The 17,999-nt window shown below is 60.2% G+C and carries 16 protein-coding genes; 11 read left to right on the top strand and 5 right to left on the bottom strand.

The genetic code is table 11. The features are described from left to right. Nucleotides 1-127 precede the first annotated feature (127 nt). The 9 genes from folC (at nucleotide 128) to hisP (ending at nucleotide 8,408) form a co-directional block, all read left to right on the top strand. Nucleotides 128-1,423: a bifunctional tetrahydrofolate synthase/dihydrofolate synthase gene (folC, locus tag CYR52_RS10875; protein WP_101828561.1), complete on the top strand. Its 1,296-nt coding sequence runs from the start codon at nucleotides 128-130 to the stop codon at nucleotides 1,421-1,423. Beyond that, nucleotides 1,413-2,129, top strand: coding sequence for a cell division protein DedD (dedD, locus tag CYR52_RS10880; RefSeq protein ID WP_101828562.1), 717 nt, complete (start codon nucleotides 1,413-1,415; stop codon nucleotides 2,127-2,129). The genes folC and dedD overlap by 11 nt, the downstream gene beginning before the upstream one ends. Before the next feature lie 217 nt (nucleotides 2,130-2,346). Then, nucleotides 2,347-2,838, top strand: coding sequence for a colicin V production protein (gene cvpA, locus CYR52_RS10885; RefSeq protein ID WP_072930581.1), 492 nt, complete (start codon nucleotides 2,347-2,349; stop codon nucleotides 2,836-2,838). Between the two features lie 30 nt (nucleotides 2,839-2,868). Beyond that, nucleotides 2,869-4,386, top strand: a complete 1,518-nt coding sequence (purF, locus tag CYR52_RS10890; protein ID WP_072930580.1) for an amidophosphoribosyltransferase — start codon at nucleotides 2,869-2,871, stop codon at nucleotides 4,384-4,386. A 111-nt stretch (nucleotides 4,387-4,497) separates the two neighbouring features. Continuing rightward, a complete protein-coding gene (locus CYR52_RS10895; protein ID WP_072930579.1) occupies nucleotides 4,498-5,070 on the top strand; it encodes a UbiX family flavin prenyltransferase in 573 nt (190 codons plus the stop codon). Nucleotides 5,071-5,362: 292 nt separating this feature from the next. Continuing rightward, entirely contained in the window at nucleotides 5,363-6,142 is a 780-nt protein-coding gene (gene hisJ / locus CYR52_RS10900; RefSeq protein WP_072930576.1) for a histidine ABC transporter substrate-binding protein HisJ, read from the top strand. Nucleotides 6,143-6,206: 64 nt separating this feature from the next. Beyond that, complete coding sequence (locus tag CYR52_RS10905) at nucleotides 6,207-6,893, top strand: histidine ABC transporter permease HisQ (protein ID WP_101828563.1); 687 nt, start codon at nucleotides 6,207-6,209, stop codon at nucleotides 6,891-6,893. After that, nucleotides 6,890-7,606, top strand: a complete 717-nt coding sequence (locus CYR52_RS10910; protein WP_072930572.1) for an ABC transporter permease — start codon at nucleotides 6,890-6,892, stop codon at nucleotides 7,604-7,606. The genes CYR52_RS10905 and CYR52_RS10910 overlap by 4 nt, the downstream gene beginning before the upstream one ends. A gap of 28 nt (nucleotides 7,607-7,634) precedes the next feature. Next, complete coding sequence (hisP, locus tag CYR52_RS10915) at nucleotides 7,635-8,408, top strand: histidine ABC transporter ATP-binding protein HisP (protein ID WP_072930570.1); 774 nt, start codon at nucleotides 7,635-7,637, stop codon at nucleotides 8,406-8,408. 27 nt (nucleotides 8,409-8,435) lie between these two features. Here hisP and pepT read toward each other — a convergent pair whose 3' ends face one another. Then, on the bottom strand, nucleotides 8,436-9,668 hold the full coding sequence (pepT, locus tag CYR52_RS10920) for a peptidase T (protein ID WP_101828568.1): 1,233 nt from the start codon (nucleotides 9,666-9,668) through the stop codon (nucleotides 8,436-8,438). A 133-nt stretch (nucleotides 9,669-9,801) separates the two neighbouring features. On the opposite strand from pepT, the gene CYR52_RS10925 reads away from it, so the two are divergent. Then, entirely contained in the window at nucleotides 9,802-11,397 is a 1,596-nt protein-coding gene (locus CYR52_RS10925; RefSeq protein ID WP_101828564.1) for an ABC transporter substrate-binding protein, read from the top strand. A 3-nt stretch (nucleotides 11,398-11,400) separates the two neighbouring features. Here the strand turns inward: CYR52_RS10925 and CYR52_RS10930 are convergent, their stop codons facing one another. After that, nucleotides 11,401-12,300: a TIGR01777 family oxidoreductase gene (locus CYR52_RS10930; RefSeq protein ID WP_101828565.1), complete on the bottom strand. Its 900-nt coding sequence runs from the start codon at nucleotides 12,298-12,300 to the stop codon at nucleotides 11,401-11,403. Between the two features lie 151 nt (nucleotides 12,301-12,451). Continuing rightward, on the bottom strand, nucleotides 12,452-13,075 hold the full coding sequence (yfcG, locus tag CYR52_RS10935; RefSeq protein ID WP_072930564.1) for a GSH-dependent disulfide bond oxidoreductase: 624 nt from the start codon (nucleotides 13,073-13,075) through the stop codon (nucleotides 12,452-12,454). Nucleotides 13,076-13,547: 472 nt separating this feature from the next. Between yfcG and yfcD the strand changes: the two genes are divergently transcribed. After that, nucleotides 13,548-14,192: an NUDIX hydrolase YfcD gene (yfcD, locus tag CYR52_RS10940; RefSeq protein ID WP_241522408.1), complete on the top strand. Its 645-nt coding sequence runs from the start codon at nucleotides 13,548-13,550 to the stop codon at nucleotides 14,190-14,192. 102 nt (nucleotides 14,193-14,294) lie between these two features. Here the strand turns inward: yfcD and pta are convergent, their stop codons facing one another. Beyond that, on the bottom strand, nucleotides 14,295-16,451 hold the full coding sequence (pta, locus tag CYR52_RS10945) for a phosphate acetyltransferase (protein WP_175558170.1): 2,157 nt from the start codon (nucleotides 16,449-16,451) through the stop codon (nucleotides 14,295-14,297). An 85-nt stretch (nucleotides 16,452-16,536) separates the two neighbouring features. Further along, nucleotides 16,537-17,739 carry an acetate kinase gene (ackA, locus tag CYR52_RS10950; RefSeq protein WP_072930560.1) on the bottom strand — a complete coding sequence of 401 codons (1,203 nt, stop codon included), beginning with the start codon at nucleotides 17,737-17,739 and terminating at the stop codon, nucleotides 16,537-16,539. Nucleotides 17,740-17,999 lie beyond the last annotated feature (260 nt).

Genomic DNA, 17,999 nt, shown 5'->3' on the forward strand with positions numbered 1-17,999 from the left:
GGCAACGGGTGGCTGCTGCGGCAGTCACCCGCCACCTGACAAGGGGCACCACCTGCGCCGACGTCGTGGGTGGTGCATTGTCCAATACCGTTGCGCCACACGCAGCGTAAGCAAGCGAACGGGACACATGCAAACTCAGATTCCCCACGCCACGTCGCCCCTGGCCGCGTGGCTTCATTACCTCGAACACCTCCACTCCCAGGCGATTGACCTTGGCCTGGACCGCGTCAAACGCGTCGCGGAACGCCTCTCCCTGCTCAAACCCGCCCCCTTTGTGTTTACCGTCGCCGGGACGAACGGCAAAGGCACCACCTGCCGCACGCTGGAAGCGATCCTGATGGCTGCCGGTTACCGGGTGGGCGTGTACAGTTCGCCGCATCTGGTGCGTTACACCGAGCGGGTGCGCATTCAGGGGCAGGAGCTGCCGGAAGCGGCGCACTGCGCCTCGTTTGCCCGGCTTGAGGCCGGGCGCGGCGACATCTCCCTGACCTATTTCGAGTACGGTACCCTGTCCGCGCTGCAACTGTTTCAGCAGGCGGCGCTGGATGTGGTGATCCTGGAAGTCGGGCTGGGCGGGCGGCTGGACGCCACCAACATGGTGGATGCCGATACCGCGGTGATCACCAGCATCGCGCTGGACCACACTGACTGGCTGGGGCCGGACCGCGAAAGCATCGGCCGCGAGAAGGCGGGCATCTTCCGGCCGGGCCGCCCGGCAGTGGTCGGGGAGCCGGCAATGCCGCACACCATTGCTGAGGTGGCGCGCGACCTCGGCGCGTCGCTCCATGCGCGCGGCACGGACTGGCACTTCAGCGTGCAGGCCACCAGCTGGCAGTGGCAGGCGGCCGGCCGGGTACTGGCCGATCTGCCGCTGCCGCAGGTGCCGCTCGACAACGCCGCCACCGCGCTGGCTGCGCTGCACTATGCACAAGCTGCGCTGGCCGCAGCGGTGCCGGCGCGCACCGTCGATGAACAGGCCATCCGCCTGGGGCTGCAACAGGCGATGCTGCCGGGGCGCTTCCAGACCGTCAGTGAATCGCCGCGGCTGATTCTGGACGTGGCACACAACCCGCACGCCGCCGCCTACCTGGCAGAGCGGCTGGCCGCGTTGCCGGCCCAGGGCGGCCGGGTGCGGGCGGTGGTGGGGATGCTGTCGGACAAGGACATCGGCGGGACGCTGGCCTGCCTGGTGCCGCAGGTGGATGACTGGTACTGCGCGCCGCTGGAAGGGCCGCGCGGGGCCACCGCCGCACAGCTGGCGGAACACCTGACGGAACCCCGGCAGTTTGCGGATGTCGAAACCGCCTGGCGACAGGCGATGCAGGATGCTGATGATCATGACATTGTGATTGTCTGCGGGTCATTTCATACCGTGGCGCATGTCATGGCGGCATTAGAGGTAGGGAGCAGCAGTGGCAAGTAAGTTTCAGAACCGCCTGGTCGGCACCATCATCCTGGTGGCCGTGGGGGTGATTGTGTTGCCGGGCCTGCTTGACGGCAAAAAGAAGCATTATGAGGATGAGTTCGCGGCCATTCCGCTGGTACCGAAAGCCGGTGACAGCCAGGAGAATGACGCGGTACCGCCGGTGACCCAGTCACTGCCTGCCCAGCCGCCGGAAGGGGCCGGGCAGGCCGTCGGGGCCGCCAGCCAGCCACCGGCCGCGCAGGGCAGTGCGCCGGAGGCCGCAGAGCAGCACGCCCCGGTCACGGCACCGCCGGTGACGGTGACCCACCCAGAGCCGGAAAAGGTCGCGCCGAAGCCGGTGGAGCCGAAGCCGCAGCCGGTGAAACCGGTGGAGAAGCCGAAGCCTGAGCCAAAACCTGAGCCGAAGCCGCAGCCGAAACCGGAAATCAAACCACAACCGGGTGAGGCGGCCCCGGCCGGTCAGGCGTATATCGTCCAGCTTGGCGCACTGAAAAACGCCGCCAAGGTGAATGAGATTGTGGCCAGCCTGCGCCTGTCGGGCTATCGCGCCTATACCGTGCCGTCCACGCCGGTACAGGGTCAGATCACCCGCATCTTTGTCGGGCCGGATGCCTCGAAGCAGAAGCTTCAGTCCGCCTTGCCGGAGATGAACCAGATAAGCGGGTTGAGCGGGCAAGTCCGCGCGTACAGCGCCGGGCGCTAAGCCCGGCCGGTGAAACGGGGTGCCGCCAGGTGCCCCGTTTCCACTTTCAGGGAGGGGGAAGACCGGCACAGCACGCTATGTTTCTGCCTGTATTGATGTTTTTATAAACAGTGTTAATTATTTGCGACAGGGCCGGATTTCCCCTACGCAAACGTTTTCTTTTTCTGTTAGAATTCGCCGCGAATTGGATGCGGGGCGGATCATCATTGGAATAACCATGGTCTGGATCGATTTCGTCATCATTGCAGTTATTGGATTTTCGGCTCTGGTCAGCCTGATCCGGGGATTTGTCCGCGAAGCGTTGTCACTGGTTACCTGGGGATGCGCGTTCTTTGTGGCCAGTCATTACTATCCCTACCTCGCTATCTATTTCACCCGTTTTCAAGAGGAACTGGTCCGGAACGGAATCGCAATCGGCATCTTATTTATCGCGACGTTGCTCGTAGGTGCCGTTGTTAACTATGTGATTGGCTCGCTGGTGGAGCGCACCGGGCTGTCAGGAACAGACCGGGTGCTGGGCGTGTGTTTCGGCGCGCTGCGCGGTGTACTGATTGTTGCCGCTATCCTGTTTTTTCTGGATACCTTCACCGGCTTTTCACAGAGTGCTGACTGGCAACAGTCTCAGCTGATTCCGCAGTTCAGCTATATCATCAGGTGGTTTTTCAGCTACCTGCAGAGCACGTCGAGTTTCTTGCCGCAGCATCTCTAACTGCGGCAGCGCTGATGAGGAAAAGACAACATGTGCGGTATTGTCGGGATCGCCGGTTTTATGCCGGTCAACCAGTCGATTTATGACGCGTTAACGGTGCTCCAGCACCGTGGGCAGGATGCCGCAGGCATCATCACCATTGATGCCAACAACGGCTTCCGTCTGCGTAAGGCAAACGGCCTGGTGAAAGATGTATTTGAAGCCCGGCATATGCAACGCCTGCAGGGTAACATGGGCATCGGCCATGTCCGCTACCCCACTGCCGGCAGTTCCAGTGCGTCTGAAGCGCAGCCTTTTTACGTCAACTCCCCGTTCGGCATTACCCTGGCGCACAACGGTAACCTGACCAACGCCCACGAACTGCGCAGCAAGCTGTTCGAAGGGGCGCGTCGCCACGTGAACACCACCTCTGACTCCGAAATTTTGCTGAATATCTTTGCCAGCGAACTGGACCGTTTCCAGCACTACCCGCTGGAAGCCGAAAACATCTTCTCTGCGATTGCGGCGATGAACCGGCAGATCCGCGGCGCTTACGCCTGCGTGGCGATGATCATCGGCCACGGGCTGGTGGCGTTCCGTGACCCGAACGGTATCCGCCCGCTGGTCATCGGCAAGCGTACGCTGCCCGATGGCCGCAACGAGTACATGGTTGCCTCTGAAAGCGTGGCGCTGGACACGCTGGGCTTTGAGTTCCTGCGTGACGTGGCACCGGGTGAAGCCGTCTACATCACCACCAAAGGGCAGCTCTTTACCCGCCAGTGTGCAGACAACCCGTCCTATAACCCGTGCCTGTTCGAATACGTCTACTTTGCGCGCCCGGACTCGTTTATCGACAAGATTTCCGTCTACAGCGCCCGGGTGCGCATGGGTGAGAAGCTGGGTAACAAGATCGCCCGCGAGTGGGAAGACCTCGATATCGATGTGGTTATCCCCATTCCGGAAACCTCCAACGACATCGCGCTGGAGATTGCCCGCATCCTGAACAAGCCTTACCGCCAGGGCTTTGTGAAGAACCGTTATGTTGGCCGCACGTTCATCATGCCGGGCCAGCAGGCGCGCCGCCAGTCGGTACGCCGTAAGCTGAACGCCAACCGCGCCGAGTTCCGTGACAAGAACGTGCTGCTGGTGGATGACTCCATCGTGCGCGGTACCACCTCGGAGCAGATCGTCGAGATGGCGCGTGACGCCGGGGCCAAACGGGTTTACCTGGCCTCCGCCGCCCCGGAAATCCGCTTCCCTAACGTCTACGGCATCGACATGCCGAGCGTGAATGAGCTGATTGCCCACGGCCGCGAAGTGAGTGAAATCAACCAGCTTATCGGCGCAGATGCACTGATCTTCCAGGATTTGCAGGATCTTATCGACGCGGTGCGTGAAGATAACCCGGACATTGAGCAGTTTGAGTGCTCGGTGTTTGACGGCATCTATGTCACCAAAGATGTGGATCAGGGCTACCTGGAGCATCTGGAAGCGCTGCGCAATGACGATGCCAAAGCACTGCGCGGCCAGCAGGAAGTGGAAAACCTGGAAATGCATAACGAGGGCTGATAATTCCCGCCGCTTTCGTTACCATACCCTGCTGAGAGGGCCAGGCTTGCCTGGCCCTGTTTTTTTGTGCGGCGGACGGTTGCCCGGCGCGATCACTTCCGAGGTAAGAACATGAAACGTCTCATCATTGGCATCTCTGGTGCCAGCGGCGCGATTTATGGCGTGCGCCTGTTACAGGTTCTGCGTGAGGTTGAAGGGATTGAAACCCATCTGGTGATGAGCAATGCTGCCCGCCAGACGCTGGCCCTCGAGACCGATTACGCCCTGCGCGACGTGCAGGCGCTGGCTGACGTGGTACACGATGCGCGTGATATCGCGGCCAGCATCTCTTCCGGCTCGTTCAAAACCGCCGGGATGGTCATTTTACCCTGCTCGATCAAAACCCTGTCCGGCATTGTGAACAGCTTCACCGACAGCCTGGTGACCCGCGCGGCCGATGTGGTGCTGAAAGAGCGCCGCCCGCTGGTGCTCTGCGTGCGTGAAACACCGCTGCACCTGGGCCACCTGCGCCTGATGACCCAGGCAGCAGAACTCGGCGCGGTGATCATGCCGCCGGTGCCCGCCTTCTATCACCGACCTGAAACCGTGCAGGAGATCGTTGACCAGACGGTAAACCGCGTGCTGGATCAGTTCGGCATTGAATTGCCTGACGATCTGTTTACCCGCTGGCAGGGATCACGTTAAAGATTTGTGACATAGATTGCCCCATAACTGATCACGATTTCCCCAGTGCACCATAATTGATCCCGGCATGGTCAATTAAGGTGCACCTCCGCCGGCGTCCTGCCGGGGGAGGCGATAACCTCACCCTGTTTGTCCTGCAAATTGCGCTTAAGGCGTGCGTGCGGCCGCAGTTCCGGCACACGCGGCGGCGCTTTTCCTGCACACCGGCTGCGCCTGCATAAACGGCATGGAAACTGCATAAACCGAGAGGAAATGCTGGGTTTGGCATCGGAAAATAATTTGAGGGTACGCTATGAATAAGCTGGTCAAAGTCCTTCCCCTGGTATTGGCGTTCGCGGCAGCACACAGTTTTGCCGCCGTGCCGAAAGATATCCGTATCGGCACTGATCCTACCTATGCCCCGTTTGAGTCAAAAAATGCCAGTGGTCAGGTGGTGGGGTTTGATATCGATCTGGCCAAGGAGCTGTGCAAACGCATTGAGGCGAAATGCACCTTTGTGGAAAGCGACTTCGACGCGCTGATCCCTTCCCTGAAAGCCAAGAAAATTGACGCCATTATCTCGTCGCTGTCTATCACGGAGAAACGTCAGAAAGAGATCGCCTTCACCGACAAACTCTACGCCGCCAATGCGCGCCTGATCGCCAAAAAAGGCTCGCCAATCCTGCCGACGCTGGACGCCCTGCGCGGCAAACGGGTCGGTGTGCTGCAAGGCTCCACCCAGGAAGCCTATGCCAATGCGATGTGGCAGCCGAAAGGCATCGATGTGGTGGCCTACCAGAACCAGGACTTAATTTATGCTGACCTCGACTCAGGGCGCATCGATGCCGCCTTCCAGGATGAAGTGGCGGGCAGCGAAGGCTTCCTGAAACAGCCGGTCGGCAAAAATTACGCGTTCGCCGGCGAGTCAGTGAAAGATGACGCCTTCTTCGGCGTCGGCACCGGCATGGGGCTGCGCAAAGATGACACTGAACTGAGAGAGGCGCTGAACAAAGCCTTTGCTGAGATGCGTCAGGACGGCACCTACGACAAGTTCGCCAAACAGTATTTTGATTTTGACGTCTACGGCGGCTGATGCCCGCACCGTTTCCGCAGGGGCGCCCGCCCCTGCGTTGCTTCCGTAATACAGAGAAACCGCCATGCTTGACGGGTATTCCCAACTGATTTTACAGGGTGCGCTGGTCACGCTTGAACTGGCGCTCTCGTCCGTGCTGCTGGCTGTGGTGATTGGGCTGGCGGGCGCGGGCGGCAAACTTTCCCACCACCGGCTGCTGCGCGGTTTTTTTAACGCCTACACCACGCTGATTCGCGGCGTGCCTGACCTGGTGCTGATGCTGCTGATTTTCTACGGCCTGCAAATCGCCCTGAACAGCCTGACGGAACTGGCCGGGATGGCGCAGATCAACATCGACCCGCTGACAGCGGGCGTCATTACCCTGGGCTTTATTTACGGCGCGTACTTCACGGAAACCTTCCGCGGCGCGTTTATGGCGGTGCCGCGCGGGCAGATTGAGGCGGCCACGGCGTATGGTTTCAGCGGCGCGCAGATTTTCCGCCGCATCCTGTTCCCGGCGATGATGCGCTTTGCGCTGCCGGGTATCGGCAATAACTGGCAGGTGATCCTGAAAGCCACCGCGCTGGTGTCGCTGCTGGGGCTGAATGACGTCGTCAAAGCGACGCAACTGGCGGGGAAAGGCACTTACCAGCCGTTCTTTTTCGCCATGGTGGCCGGGGCGGTATATTTGATTTTCACCACGCTCTCCAACGGGGTGCTGTGGTGGCTGGCACGGCGTTACTCGCTGGGCGTGAAGAGGGGCGAGCTATGATCGAGATTCTGCAACAGTACGGCATGGCGCTGCTCTGGAGCGACGGCTACCGCCTTACCGGGCTGGCCGTGACCCTGTGGCTGCTGATTTCATCGGTGGTGGTGGGCGGCCTGCTGGCCATTCCGATGGCGGTGGGGCGGGTGTCACCGCTGCGCTGGGTCAGCCTGCCGATTTGGTTTTATACCTATGTGTTTCGCGGTACGCCGCTGTATGTGCAACTGCTGGTGTTTTACTCCGGGATGTACAGCCTCGACATCGTGCGCGGTACCGAGTTTCTCAACACCTTTTTCCGCAGCGGGCTGAACTGCACCATCCTGGCGCTGACGCTCAACACCTGCGCCTATACCACGGAAATTTTTGCCGGGGCGATCCGCGCCGTGCCGCACGGTGAGATTGAAGCCGCCAACGCCTACGGCTTTTCCCGGTTCAAACTCTACCGCTGCATCATTCTGCCGTCGGCGCTGCGTACTGCGCTGCCCGCCTACAGCAATGAGGTGATTCTGATGCTGCACTCCACGGCACTGGCTTTTACCGCCACCGTGCCGGATATCCTGAAGATTGCCCGAGACATCAACTCCGCCACCTACCAGCCGTTTTACGCCTTCGGTATTGCGGCGGTGCTCTACCTGGCGATCTCTTTTGTGCTGATCGGCCTGTTCCGGCAGGCGGAGCGGCGCTGGCTGGCCCATGTCCGGCCGCAACGCGCGCACTGACCGACAACTTTTTTGCGGAATTCTGACTATGGCTGACAACAAACTGGCGGTAACCGAACTGCACAAGCGCTACGGCGACCATGAGGTGCTGAAAGGGGTCTCGCTGTATGCCGATGCCGGTGACGTCATCACCATCATCGGCTCCTCCGGCTCCGGCAAGAGTACCTTCCTGCGCTGCATCAACTTCCTGGAAAAACCGAGTGAAGGGTCGATCAGCGTCAACAATCAGGACATCCGTATGGTGCGGGATAAAGACGGCCAGCTGAAAGTGTTTGATAAGAAACAGCTTCAGTTGCTGCGCACCAAACTCACCATGGTGTTCCAGCACTTTAACCTCTGGAGCCATATGACGGTGCTGGAAAACGTGATGGAAGCGCCGATCCAGGTGCTGGGCTTAAGCAAAACGGAGGCACGCGAGCGGGCGATCCGTTACCTCGACAAAGTCGGGATTGATGAGCGGGCGCGCGCCAAATACCCGGTGAACCTCTCCGGCGGCCAGCAGCAGCGGGTGTCGATTGCGCGGGCACTGGCGATGGAGCCGGAAGTGCTGCTGTTTGATGAACCGACCTCCGCGCTGGACCCGGAGCTGGTGGGCGAAGTGCTGCGCATTATGCAGAAACTGGCGGAGGAGGGGAAAACCATGGTGGTGGTGACGCATGAGATGGAGTTCGCCCGCCATGTCTCAAGCCAGGTGATCTTTTTGCACCAGGGGGTGATTGAGGAGCAGGGGCCACCGACCGAGGTATTCGGCAACCCGAAAAGCACGCGCCTGCGGCAGTTCCTGTCAGGCGCGCTGAAATAGCCTGCCGCCGCTGCGGCAGGGCAACCGTTACTGCCGGGCGGCCAGTTGGCAGAGCGCCAGCGTCATCTCATACGATTTTACAAAGGCGCTTACCGGCAGGAACTCAAAGCGCGAATGGAAATTGTGTGCCCCGGTGAAGTAGTTCGGCGTCAGCAGGCCTTTGGCTGACAGCGCCGCGCCGTCAGTGCCGCCGCGCATCGGGATCACTTTCGGCTCAATACCGATCTGGTCCATCGCGGCGAAGATCAGGTCGATCGCCCGGCGATCCTCGCCGATCGCGTTGGCAATGTTGCTGTAGACGTCGCTGATTTTGAACTCCACTTTGGCGCGCGGGTAGCGGCGGGCGATGATCTCGGCCACGTCGCCAATCCGCTGTTTGCGCCGCAGGAAGCTGTCGGCATCAAAATCACGGATCGCCGCTTTCAGGTGCGCAACGTTGACGTTGGCGCTCATCTCCTGGAACCAGGTGTAGCCTTCGCGCCCCTCGGTGTGCTCCGGGGTTTCGTTGCGGTCGAAATGGCTGATGAAGTCATGGGCCATCAGCAGTGGGTTGATCAGCACATCCTTGGCGGACATCGGGTGTGCCGGGATGCCGGTGAAACTCAGCTCGACGCCGGCAGCATTGAAGTTTTCATACACCACTTCGCCCTGTTCGCAGCAGTCGATGGTATAGGCGAAATCGACATCAAAGCGCGCCAGATCCAGCGCTTTCGCCCCGCGCAGGCCGATCTCCTCGTCCGGCACAAACGCCACCACGATGTCACCGTGCGGCGTGTCCGGCGTCAGGTTGGCCAGCAACGTCATCACCACCGTGACGGCCGCTTTGTTGTCCGCGCCCAGCACGCTGGTGCCGTCACTGAAAATGATCGGCTGGCCGTGATAGGCGGTGATTTCCGGGTGATCGTTGACCCGCAGCCAGATATCTTTTTCCGCGTTCAGGCAGAGGTCGTCACCCTCAAACGTCAGGATTTGCGGGTGAATGTCCGGCGACAAGCCGACATCCACGGTGTCGAGATGGGTGATAAAGCCGATGCGCGGCGCGCCCGGCTGGTTACCCGGTTTCACGGCGGTGACGGTGGCGTGTTCATCCACCACCACCTGTTGCAGGCCAAGCCGGCGCAATTCGTCTGCCAGCAGCGCCGCCAGGTCATGCTGGCCGGGCGTGCTGGGTAAGGTGGTGGCAGCCGCGTCACTCTGGGTAGTAATGGCCAGATAGCGGAAAAAACGTTCTGTAAGCTGGTCGGCAAGCGCGTTATGCATGGTGATTCCCCGGGTGTCCACGTTCATACGTTTTTCATATATAACAATTTGTTACCAAACATCGCAGGAATGGTAATCTGTGTTGGTTCTGCGTTCTATCTCATGTCTCCTTTACCTCAGGCAAGGAAAACCAATGAAGAAAAACAGAATAGGGTTAGTGGCCGCGATGCTGACAGCCGGGCTGGCGGCTAGCGCCCCGGCACAGACGCTGGTGTTCTGCTCAGAAGGCGCGCCGGAAAGCTTTAACCCGCAACTCACCACCTCCGGCACCACGGTCGATGCCACCTCCGTGACGCTCTATAACCGCCTGGTGGAGTTCAGTGTCGGCACCACTACCCTGGAGCCAAGCCTCGCCGAGCGGTGGGAGATCAGCCCTGACGGCAAAGTGTACACCTTCCATTTGCGTAAAGATGTGAAATTCCATACCACCAAAACCTTCACGCCTACCCGCAATTTCAATGCTGACGATGTGATCTTTTCATTTATGCGGCAAAAAGATCCGGCCAACCCTTACCATAACGTTTCCGGCGGGGTTTATGCCAATTTTGACAGCATGGCGCTGGGCACGCTGATTACCGCCATCGACAAGCTGGATGACGCGACGGTGCGGTTCACGCTGGCGCACGCGGAGGCGCCGTTCCTGGCGGATCTCGGCATGTATTTCGCGTCGATTCTGTCCAAAGAGTATGCTGACCAGATGCTGAAGGCGGGCACGCCGGAGCGCGTCGATACCCAGCCGGTCGGTACCGGGCCGTTCCAGCTGGTGCAGTACCAGAAAGATTCGCGCATCCTCTACAAGGCGTTTGACCACTATTGGGAAGGCAAGCCGAAGCTCGACCGGCTGGTGTTTACCATCACCCCGGATGCGGCGGTGCGCTATGCCAAACTGGAGAAGAATGAGTGCCAGGTGATGCCGTTCCCCAACCCGGCTGACCTGCCGCGGATGCGCAACAACCCGGATCTCACGCTGATGCAGAAACCGGGGCTGAACATTGGTTTCCTGGCGTTTAACGTGAAAAAACCGCCGCTGGATAACCTGAAAGTGCGGCAGGCACTGGCGCTGGCGGTGAATAAACCGGCGATTATGGAGGCCGTGTTCAACGGCACCGGCCAGCAGGCGAAAAACCTGCTGCCGCCCGGCGTCTGGAGCGCCAATACGGCGGTGCAGGATTACCCTTACGATCCGGCCCAGGCGAAAAAACTGCTGGCGGACGCCGGGCTGGGGCAGGGCTTCGCGATTGACCTGTGGGCCATGCCGGTGCAGCGCCCCTATAACCCGAACGCCCGGCGGATGGCGGAGATGATTCAGGCGGACTGGGCAAAAATCGGCGTAAAAGCGACGATTGTCACCTATGAGTGGGGCGAATACCTGCAACGGGTGAAACGTGGGGAGCACCAGACGGCGCTGATGGGCTGGACGACGGCCAACGGTGACCCGGACAACTTCTTCGGCCCGCTCTACAGTTGCGCGTCGGCCAACGGCGGCTCTAACTCCTCCCAGTGGTGCTACCCGCCGTTTGACAAGTTAATTACCGCGGCACGCGCCACCCTTGACCAGAACCAGCGTACGGCGATGTACCAGCAGGCGCAGGTGATGATGCATGAACAGGTGCCGGCATTGATGATTGCGCACTCGACCATTTTCGAGCCGGTGCGCAAGGAGGTGGTGAATTACCAGATCGATCCGTTCGGCAAGCACATTTTCCGTTATGTCTCGCTGAAGGAGTAGGGCTTAGCGGCGCGCCAGCACGTTGCTGAGCGCCTCTTCCAGTTCAGAAAAGCGGAAATGGAAACCGGCCGCCTCCAGCCGTTTCGGGATGGCGCGCTGGCCGGTGAGCACCAGCACCGCCGCCTCGCCCATCAGCAGCCGCACCGCGAAGGCCGGGACGCGCAAAAAGGCCGGGCGGTTCAACACCTCTGCCAGCGTGGCGGCAAATTTGTCGTTGTGAACCGGATAGGGCGCGACCATGTTGAAGGCGCCGCGCAGCTCAGTATGATCCAGCAGGTAGAGGATCGCCGCCACCATATCATCGAGATGGATCCACGGCAGGTACTGGCGGCCGTCACCAAACGGCCCGCCCAGCCCCAGCCGGAACGGCGGCACCATTTTCGCCAGCGCACCGCCATGCGGGGCCAGCACCATGCCGGTACGCAACAGGCAGACGCGGGTGTGCGGGCTTTCTGCCGTCAGCGCCAGTTCTTCCCAGCGGGCGCAGAGCTGGTGGGTAAATTCGTCGTGCGGCACCTCTTCTTCGGTGACCACCGCCTCGCCCTGATCGCCGTAATAGCCGGTGGCCGACCCGGAGATAAACACGGCAGGCGGCACGGTGCTGGCCCGGATCAGCGCGGCCAGTTGCCCGGTGAGTTGCCAGCGGCTGTCGCACAACCGGCGCTTCTGCTCACGGCTCCAGCGGCGGTCGGCAATCGGCTCTCCGGCCAGGTTGATAACCGCATGGATGCCGTCCAGCGTGCGCTGCCCGCTGAGCGACGTCCAGCAGGTGACATCCTCCCCCAGAATGGCCCGTGCCCGCGCGGCATTGCGCGTCAGCACCGTGACCTGATGATGGGCCTGAAGTTGCGCCACCAGGTGGCGGCCAATCAGGCCGGTTGCGCCGGTTATCAGCACTTGCATAATGGTTTCCCGTTAAGGCAACAGAGACTCTTCTTAGCATAGGCGATACGTTGCCGCCGTCATGCGACGGCAGCGTTATTTTCACCTGAATCAATGAAATGGGGCCAGGAAGGGCCGCTTCCCGACACCGGGAGGCGGCGGGTGTACGGCGTCAGCCGGCCAGTTGGTAGGCTTTTACTGTCGCCGGGCGCACCCGGATGCGTTCGAACCAGTTGCGGACGGCCGGGAACTCCGCCAGATCGATGCGCTGGCGCTCATGGGACACCACCCAGGGGTAGGTGGCGATGTCCGCAATGCTGTACTGATCCCCGGCCAGGTAGGGTTTCTTCTCCAGCTGGGTGTTCAGCACGCCATACAGGCGTTTGGTTTCAGTCTGGTAACGTTCAATCGCGTAAGGCACCGGCTGCGGCGCAGAGTGGGTGAAGTAGTGGTTTTGGCCGAGCATCGGCCCGAACCCACCCACCTGCCAGAACAGCCATTGCAGGGTCGACGCCCGCTCACGCAGCTCCTGGCTCAGCAGTTTGCCGGTTTTTTCCGCCAGGTAGAGCAAGATGGCCCCCGATTCAAAAATGCTGACCGGCGCGCCGCCGTCGATCGGCTGGGTATCCACAATCGCCGGGATTTTATTATTCGGTGAAATGGCCAGGAACTCCGGTTTAAATTGGTCACCGGCGCTGATGTCGATCGGGTGAAGGCGGTAAGGCAAGCCCGATTCCTCAAGGAAAAGGGTGATTTTATGTCCGTTCGGGGTCGGTGCGTAATACAGGTCAATCATAATGCCTCCTGCGTTAGGTGATCTGTAAGTCATTACACGGGCGGGCGTGCTGGCCCGTCATCCAAAACAACCTGGCTAGGATAACAGCTAAGAATAGCAGGCAATGCGGGAATAGTCTGATGCTGACACTGTCCGGTTTGGGACACAAAACGCGGCGTGCGTCACGGTGGGGGCCGCCACCGGCACGGACTGCACCGCCGCCATTGTTTTTGCCCCCCGGTCACCTTTATCATCCTGCTGCATGGCCCGCTTGCATGGGGAGGCGCTGTTGATTTATGGTCATGACTCCCTTCCTGCTACGGCGCGCGGACGCCGCCCGCACGCGATGCTTTTGCTATCACACCGCGATTGCTATAAAACAGCGATGGCGGCAATCATTGCGAAAAATACAGCCATTGCGATAACAACAGATTATCAGCCGTTACAACCCTAATCGCGCGGGGTCCCGCGCCCAGAAAGAAGGTTTCAGAGGATGGATCAAGGTCAGACTGCGTACACTGAAGAGTGGGTGGACATTGTTGACGAGCAGAACGAAGTGATTGCTCAGTCCAGTCGTCAGCAGATGCGTGCACAACGGCTGCGCCACCGCGCCACCTATATCGTGGTACATGACGGCATGGGTAAAATCCTGGTTCAGCGCCGCACCGACAGCAAGGATTACTATCCAGGCTGGCTGGATGCCACTGCCGGGGGCGTGGTGCAGAGCGGCGAAAATGTGCTGGAATCTGCCCGCCGTGAAGCCGAGGAAGAGCTGGGCATTGCCGGAGTGCCGTTTGCCGAGCATGGGCTGTTCTATTTCGAAGAGGAGCATTGCCGGGTCTGGGGCGGGTTGTTCAGCTGCGTCTCCCACGGGCCGTTTGCTTTGCAGGAAGAGGAAGTGGCGGAAGTGAGCTGGATGCTGCCGGAAGAGATCACTGCCCGCTGTGATGAGTTTACCCCGGATTCGCTGAAAGCCCTGTCGCTCTGGCTGAGCCGCAATAACCAGCAGGATTACGGCAAGCCGCTGGTGCGCGAACAGAAGCCGCAGCCGGTCGCCGCAGAGAAAGGAATGTTGGGGGCGACGCCGGAGCAGGGCGAACCGCAACCTGAAGGCGGCAACGGCACGCCCGCTGCCTGACCATTATCGTCTGACCGCGCGTTCCGCCTCTGCGAGACAGCGCGTGATAACAGGCAAAAAAAACGCCGGCATCGTTGCCGGCGTTTTTGTTATGGCGGGCGGTTACTCTTTTTCCGCCAGCGCGGCCGTCTGGGTTTCAGCCTGTGCGGACTGAATCGCCGTCAGCGCCACGGTGTAGACAATGTCATCCACCAGCGCACCACGTGAAAGGTCATTCACCGGCTTGCGCATCCCCTGCAACATCGGCCCAATCGACACCAGATCCGCGGAACGCTGCACCGCTTTATAAGTGGTGTTACCGGTGTTCAGATCCGGGAAGATAAAGACCGTGGCTTTCCCGGCGACCGGGGAGTTCGGGGCTTTGGAGAGCGCCACATCCGCCATGATCGCGGCATCATATTGCAGCGGGCCGTCGATGATCAGATCCGGGCGTTTCTCCTGCGCCAGCCGGGTGGCTTCACGCACTTTTTCCACGTCACTGCCTGCACCGGAGGTGCCGGTGGAGTAGGAGATCATCGCGACGCGCGGCTCAATGCCGAAGGCCGCGGCGGAATCCGCTGACTGGATGGCGATCTCAGAGAGCTGTTCTGCGGTCGGGTCCGGGTTGATGGCGCAGTCGCCATACACCAGCACCTGATCCGGCAGCAGCATGAAGAACACTGACGACACCAGCGAGCTGCCCGGCGCGGTTTTGATCAGCTGCAACGGCGGGCGGATGGTGTTGGCGGTGGTGTGCACCGCACCGGAGACCAGGCCATCGACTTCGCCCTGTTCCAGCATCAGCGTGCCGAGCACCACGTTGTCTTCCAGTTGCTCGCGCGCCACCACTTCGGTCATGCCTTTGCTTTTACGCAATTCCACCAGGCGCGGCACGTAGTTTTCACGCACCTCTTCCGGGTTGACGATGGTGACGCCCTTGCCGAGTTCCACGCCCTGAACCGCCGCGACACGCTGGATCTCATCCGGGTTGCCGAGCAGCACACATTCCGCGATGCCGCGTTCCGCACAGATGGCGGCCGCTTTGACGGTGCGCGGTTCGTCGCCTTCCGGCAGCACGATGCGTTTGCCGGCTTTGCGGGCCAGCTCAGTCAGCTCATAGCGGAAGGCCGGAGGTGACAGGCGGCGCGAACGTTCGGACGCCGCCGTCAAGGATTCGATCCAGTCGCTGTTGATATGGCCGGCGACATAGTTTTGCAGTTTTTCCACCCGCTGGTGGTCATCGGCCGGCACTTCCAGGTTGAAGCTTTGCAGGCTCAGCGAGGTCTGCCAGGTGTTGGTATTCACCATAAACACCGGCAGGCCGGTCTGGAAGGCGCGCTCACACAGGCGGTTGATGCGTTCATCAATTTCATAGCCGCCGGTCAGCAGCAGGGCGCCGATTTCCACGCCGTTCATCGCCGCCAGGCAGGCCGACACCAGCACGTCCGGGCGGTCAGCTGACGTGACCAGCAGTGAGCCGGGGCGGAAGTGCTCCAGCATGTGCGGGATGCTGCGCGCGCAGAAGGTCACGGACTTCACGCGGCGGGTGTTGATGTCGCCTTCATTGATAATGCGGGCGTTCAGGTGCTTGGCCATGTCGATGGCGCGGGTGGCGATCAGGTCGAAACTCCACGGGATGCAGCCGAGCACCGGCAGCGGGCTGTTGGCAAACAGCAGTTTCGGATCGATATTCGCCACGTTGGCTTTGGTGGAGTCATCAAAGATCTCGGAGAGATCCGGGCGGGTGCGGCCCTGTTCGTCCACCGGGGCGTTGAGTTTGTTGATGATAACGCCGGTGATGTTTTTGTTTTTGCTGCCGCCGAAGCTGGAGCGCGCCAGTTCAATGCGCTCTTTCAACTGGGCCGGGGAGTCATTGCCCAGGGCCAGCACAAACACAATCTCGGCATTCAGGGTTTTGGCAATTTCATAGTTCAGGGCGTTGGCAAACTGGTGTTTGCGGGTCGGCACCAGCCCTTCCACCAGCACGACGTCAGCGTCTTTGGTGTTTTCGTGGTAGCGGGCCACGATCTCTTCCATCAGCACATCCTGCTGATTGGAGCTGAGCAGTGCTTCGACGTGGCTCATGCGCAGCGGCTCTGCCGCGGTCACGCTGGAGTTGGCACGGATGATGGTGGTGGTCTGGTCTGGTGCGTCGCCCCCGGCGCGCGGCTGGGCAATCGGTTTGAAGATGCTCAGGCTGACGCCTTTCTGTTCCATGGCGCGAATGACACCCAAACTGACGCTGGTCAGGCCGACGCTGGTGCCGGTGGGGATCAACATAATTGTACGGGACACGGCTTACCCTCTTTTTTATGATGCAAGAGTGGAAACAACACCGCCAGCATGGGCTGGCGGTGGATAACAATCAGGCGGTGAGGCGCGCGGCATCCCGCGCAATGACCAGCTCTTCGTTGGTCGGGATCACCAGGGCCGGGCGGGTGCCCTCTTTGTTGATAAAGCCCGCTTTGCCGAACCGGGCGGCCAGGTTGCGTTCGTGGTCGACTTCCAGGCCCAGCAGGCCGAGTTTCGCCATTGCAAACTCGCGCACCATCGCGGCGTTTTCGCCAATGCCGCCGGTGAAGACCACGGCATCCAGACGGCCTTCCATCAGCGCCGCATAAGCACCGATGTATTTGGCCAGGCGGTGGCAGAACACATCCATCGCGCGTTTGGCGTCCGCTTTCTCGGCGTAGTTATCTTCAACATAGCGGCAGTCGCTGGTGACTTCGGTCAGCCCCAGCAGGCCGGACTCTTTGGTCAGCATTTTGTTGATTTCATCCACGCTCATGCCGAGGCGGTCATGCAGGTGGAAGATGATCGCCGGGTCGATGTCACCGCTGCGGGTGCCCATCACCAGGCCTTCCAGCGGGGTCAGGCCCATGGAGGTGTCAATGCACTGGCCGTTGCGCACGGCGGTCACGGAGCCGCCGTTACCCAGATGGCAGGTAATGACGTTAAGTTCTTCCACCGGTTTGTTCAGCATTTTGGCCGCTTCCTGCGTGACATAGAAGTGGCTGGTGCCGTGCGCGCCGTAACGGCGGATGCCGTGCTCTTTGTACAGATGGTACGGCAGGGCATAGAGGTAGGACTCTTCCGGCATCGTCTGGTGGAAGGCGGTATCAAACACGGCGACGTTTTTGTCTGCCAGCTGCGGGAAGGATTTCAGGGCTTCTTCAATGCCGATTAAGTGCGCCGGGTTATGCAAAGGTGCAAAGGAGGCCGCATCTTTGATACCCTGAAGCACGGCGTCATCGATAACGGCCGACGAGGTGAATTTTTCACCCCCGTGCACGATGCGGTGACCGATGGCAATAAGCTCTGCAGAGAGTTCCGGTTTCTGGGAAAGGATGGTATTGACGATGAAAGTCAGGGCTTCGCTGTGTGCGGCGCCGGCACCCAGTGCCGCTTCTTGTTTGCCGCCGTCCATTTTCCATTTGATGCGTGCTTCAGGCAGGTGGAAACATTCGGCCAAACCAGAGATATGTTCTTCACCGTTTGCCGCATCAATGATGGCAAATTTTAACGAAGAGCTGCCACAATTAAGAACCAGTACTAGCTTACTCGACATGGAAGTACCTATTTTAGTTCGTGTTGTCCGCCACGGGGCGGAAACAAAACACGTGGTTAATAAATCATCAGTCTGCCATCAAGCGTAGCGCATAATGACGCTGACAATTATGATTAACATCATGCAGCCGTCGTTTCTCGCCGCAATGAATAAAAATCGCTGATGTTGCTCGAAATGTGTTCAGAAACGTACAACAATTACTCAATCCCGGTGAACCGCCTCCGCAGGACACGCCGGTAAGCAGCTAAAAACTGCCCCCG

This window comes from Chimaeribacter arupi (assembly GCF_002858805.1).
GTDB lineage: Bacteria > Pseudomonadota > Gammaproteobacteria > Enterobacterales > Enterobacteriaceae > Chimaeribacter > Chimaeribacter arupi.